Origin of the sequence: Polaromonas sp. CG_9.11 (assembly GCF_015752225.1) — a bacterium.
Taxonomy (GTDB): domain Bacteria; phylum Pseudomonadota; class Gammaproteobacteria; order Burkholderiales; family Burkholderiaceae_C; genus Polaromonas.
Map to the genome: position 1 here is coordinate 1 of NZ_JADOVE010000055.1, position 4,804 is coordinate 4,804.

At 54.1% G+C, this 4,804-nt stretch carries 2 protein-coding genes and 1 pseudogene; 2 read left to right on the forward strand and 1 reads right to left on the reverse strand.

Features of this window, described 5'->3' with window-relative positions; translation table 11 throughout:
• The first annotated feature begins 375 nt into the window (after positions 1–375).
• A complete protein-coding gene (locus tag IWX85_RS19930) occupies positions 376–3,918 on the forward strand; it encodes a PAS domain S-box protein (RefSeq protein ID WP_231380050.1) in 3,543 nt (1,180 codons plus the stop codon).
• Positions 3,919–4,184: 266 nt separating this feature from the next.
• Here the strand turns inward: IWX85_RS19930 and IWX85_RS19935 are convergent.
• Positions 4,185–4,457: pseudogene (locus tag IWX85_RS19935) on the reverse strand (transposase domain-containing protein); the annotation flags it as partial.
• A gap of 79 nt (positions 4,458–4,536) precedes the next feature.
• Here IWX85_RS19935 and IWX85_RS19940 point away from each other — a divergent pair.
• The coding region (locus IWX85_RS19940; protein ID WP_196870956.1) for a transposase at positions 4,537–4,804 on the forward strand (268 nt) is incomplete at its 3' end.

Sequence of the window (4,804 nt, forward strand, 5' to 3'; positions counted from 1 at the left end):
GATGACTTTGGATGCTGCGTGCGTGCCTTTGCCTGCGATGCCCTGCAACTCGGCTCTTTCCTGCTCTGACAAGGTGACTTTGTAATGTTCCATTCTCCATTGTCCACGTCAAATTTCTCATGACGCGACACTAGCTGTACTTTTGCGTTGGCAGCCAGGTGATGATGTCCATAAAAAACAACACAATGTCGTCGCAGTCATACTCGCTTTTGTAACTTTTCGCCAAAGAGGTATCATCAAGTTATACCTCTTTTTTGCCACCAGCCTGCGCGTTTCAGTGCTGAAAAAAGTGGCAACCCGAGAGCCTACCCTGCAGTAGGGTACCGTTGAAAACCGTTCCATTAATGATGCGTGAATATTTGCATGAAGGTTTTCATGTCCAATACCGTTGACGGGGTTGGCGCTGACGACAAATCAGGTGCCTCAGCTGGTGACATTGAATGTCGGCGTCAGGAATCGCTCTTTAAGACGATCGCTCTACAAGACGCGATTTTCAACAGCACCAACTTCTCCAGCATCGCGACCGACGCCCAGGGCGTAATTCAAATCTTCAACGTCGGCGCTGAGCGAATGCTGGGCTACAACTCGGCAGACGTGGTGGACAAGATCACCCCAGCCGACATTTCCGATCCTCAGGAACTTATTGCGCGCGCTCAAGCTTTAAGCGTGGACTTGGTCACGCCGATTGCACCGGGCTTCGATGCTTTGGTGTTCAAAGCCTCCCGCGGGATCGAAGATATATACGAGCTGAACTATATTCGCAAGGATGGCCGCCGCTTCCCGGCGGTGGTATCGGTGACGGCGCTGCGCGATGCGCAAAACAAAGTGATCGGATACCTGTTGATCGGTACCGACAACACTGCGCGCAAACAAGTCGAAGCCGAGAAGGCGCTGCTCGAAGAGTTGCTCTGGACAAATGAGGAACGCTTCAAGCTCATGATCGGAGGTAGCGAAAAGGTATTTTTTTTCACCCGAGACACGCAGCACCGTTTCACCTATCTTTCCCCGTCGACGGTCCATGTGCTTGGATACAACGCAGCAAATCTCATTGGAAAGTCTTACGAGATTCTTGTCATTCCAGACGACCCTGTTAATCCCAACGTCAATGCATTGGCCGACAAAGCCCTGCAGTACGGGATGCCGTGCGAACCTTATACGGCCGCGGTTAGGCACAAGGATGGTCGCCGCATTCTTCTTGAAATTGTCGAAAGCCCTGTTTATCAAGATGCCAAGATCGTGGGCATCCAGGGTTTTGCGCGCGACGTCACTGAACGCGTGCGCGCACAAAATGAACTGGAAAATTCGGAAACCCGCTTCCACAACTTTTTTGAGCGGGCTGCTGTTGGCATGGTCATTGTGTCTGAGAGTGGGAGATATCTTCGGGTCAACCAGCGTTTCGCAGACATCATTGGGCACACCAAAGAAGAGATCGTCGGACACCTGTCTGCCGAGGCGACCCACCCCGCAGACCGAGAGCGGGAGGCTATGTCGATTGCGCAATTGCGAGAGGGACAGTCCGAGGCTCTGACGTGGGAGAAGCGCTATTTGCGCAAGGATGGCAACGCGGTGTGGTGCACGTTCAGTCTTTCAATGCTGAGCTTGGAAGAGGACAACCACCCGCAGTTCATCGGCGTAGTTGAGGACATTTCCAAGAGGAAGTGCTCGGAGGAAGTTTTGCGACACAGTGAGGTCATGATTCGCATTGCAGGAAAAGCCGCCAAGCTTGGCGGCTGGATGCTCGATCTCCAGAGCCAGCTTCTTCACTGGTCGGATGAAGTACGCGCTATCCATGAAGTACCTCCCGATTTTGAGCCGACGCTGGCGCAGGCCATCGAATACTATCCTCAAGAGTATCGCCATCAGGTCACAGAGCAGGTGGCGCGCTGCGCAGAAGACGGGACGCCATTCAATTTCGAGCACGAACTGATCACTGCCACTGGCCGGCGCATCTGGGTGCTTGCCATTGGCGAAGCCATGCGAGACCAGCAGGGCTTGATCGTTAAAGTGCAAGGCGTGTTGCAGGACATCACTGCCCGTAAGGAGACGCAAGCCTCACTGGCCGAAACTCAGCGCCGTTTCCGCGAAATGGCTGACACATTCCCATTCATGGTCTGGACAGCCGAACCCGATGGACAGATCGAGTTTGCAAACCGAGCCTTCCATGTCTACTGTGGCGGAGATCAGAACACAAGCTCTTCTAACTCGGGGTCCCATATTAACTGGATTCCCCTTATTCATCGGGAAGATCGACAGCACTGTCTGGGTGCCTGGGAAACCTCGGTTCGCACCGGCACGTCGTATTTGGTCGACTATCGCCTTCGGGAAAGCGTGAGCGGCGAATACCAATGGCACCGGGTACAGGCGGATCCTGTCCGCGATGCAGCCGGCAAAATTGTTAATTGGTATGGATTAGCAACAAACATCAACGAAACGAAGTTGCTGGAGCAAAAGACCAACATCCTTGCAAACCGCCTGAAAAACACTCTCGAAAGCATCACCGACGGATTCTTTATTCTGGATGGCGACTGGACATTTGCTTTCCTCAATAAGGAAGCTGCACACATGCTGGACCGCACGCGCGAGGGGCTATTGAGAAAAAGTTTCTGGTCGGAATTTCAGCAACTTGTGGGTACTGCTGTAGAGGATCAGTTCTTGGAAGCTGCAAGATCCGGTTTGCCGGTTCACTTGAACGAGTGCCAGCTGTTGTCCCCGGATGGTTGGTATGCCATAAGCGCCTATCCCAGCGAGGAGGGAATGGCAATTTATTTCCGCGATGTGACGCAGACACGCGCCGCCCTCGCGCAATTGGGGCTTCTTGAATCGGCAGTATCACATCTCAACGATATCGTTCTCATCACAGAAGCGGAACCCTTTGATGGAGCGGGTCCCCGAATCGTCTTTGTCAACAAGGCTTTTGAGCGACATACCGGTTACACGCAGGCCGAGGTGATTGGAAAAACACCGCGAATTCTGCAGGGACCGAAGACCGATCGGGCCGAACTGGACCGTATCGTAAAGGCGCTTAGAGCGTGGCAGCCAGTTCGGGTTGAGCTCATCAACTACACCAAGGACGGGAGGGAATTCTGGGTGGAGCTTGAGATTGTTCCAATTGCTGATTCAAAAGGCTGGTTCACGCATTGGGTCTCGGTCCAGCGCGACATCTCCGAGCGCAAGAGGGCCCAGGAGGCAATCCTTCGACATAACGATCTGGAAGAACAGGTCAAGCGACGCACGCGACAGCTGGAGGCGGCCAACAAGGAGTTGGAGGCGTTCTCTTACTCCATTTCCCATGATCTGCGATCTCCTCTGTCTACCATCAACGGATTCAGCCAGTTGTTGCTTAAGTCAGATGGCGATCAATTCAGCGAAAAAGGAAGGCACTACCTCAACCGTATCCGTGCAGGTGCGACCAATATGGGTGTATTGATCGACGGTCTTTTGTCTTTAGCCAAAATTTCCAGGGCTGCTTTGAATCGTCAAGAAGTGGATCTCACCGCGATGTCGTTCAAGCTAGTGCAGGAACTGAGGGACTCCGAACCCAATCGCGTTGTGGACATTGATATCCAGGCCGACTTGATAATCAATGGTGATCTTGCCATGGTGACGGTTGTCATGCAGAACCTCATAGGCAATGCATGGAAATACTCCAGCAAAGCGTCTCATGCCCACGTGCAGATCGGCAGCGAAACACTTGAAGGCGGGATGACATGTATTTTCGTGTTGGACAACGGCGCTGGTTTTGATATGGCCTACGGTGACAAACTTTTCGAAGTCTTCCAACGATTGCACCAAGACACCGAATTCAAGGGGACTGGGATCGGTCTTGCCAACGTCAAGCGCGTGGTAGAGCGCCATGGCGGGCGAATTTGGGCTCAAGCGGCGCCAGGTGAGGGAGCCACATTCCGGTTCACACTTTAAGGACAGTCTGAATAACTCACCGCGACATTGCATAACGGGTCGTTGGTTTTCAAGTGGTGGAATTTCAAGCGAAGTTTCTGAAAACCCTGTCGTTTTAACTGCCCACTCGGGCCTTGTTCGCCCTTTGCAGGGCGTTTCCCCTGTTTTTTTCCGCACTCATGCCACGGACTCCATCAATTTGCCGCGCACCATCCACAGGCGAGAACAGCGCAAACAGCGTGACGAGTTGCGCCGTGTTTTGTAAGCGCTCCATCAACCCCAGTAACTCAAGCGGCTGCCAAGCCCGATAAATCGGGTATGCGCAGATTCCAGGGCAGCATCGCCTCGACCTCTTCGACGGTCTTGGCCGCAGGCAAATCACGCAGCACCTGGCGCAGCCAGGTGTAGGGTTCCAGCCCATTGGCCTTGGCCGTCTGCACCAGCGAATAAATGACGGCGCTCGAATGGGCACCGGCCGGCGTATCACTGAACAGCCAGGCCTTGCGACCGATCACAAAGGGGCGAATCGCATTCTCACAGCGGTTGTTGTCAATGGGCAGTAAGCGGCCAGCCATGCCATCTTGAGACTGGCCGCAAAGTGGGCAAACATAGTGTCCACGAAACAAACAAGTGGACACTATGGAAACGAAAAGAGTGGCGCGGCGCAAACACAGCGCCCAATTCAGGGCCGAGGTGCTTCAGGCCTGCGGCCAGGCCGATGCCTCCGTGGCCGCGATAGCGCTGCGCAATGGGTTGAACGCCAATGTGGTCTACCGCTGGCTGCGCGAAGAGTCCCGAGGCGTCGAGGCAGACGCTGGCAGTCATGCGGTGAGCACGGCCCGGCACGACGCCAAGTTCATTGCCGTGCAGATGCCCGCGCCGATGGCGCAGGCTTTGCCAGAAATCC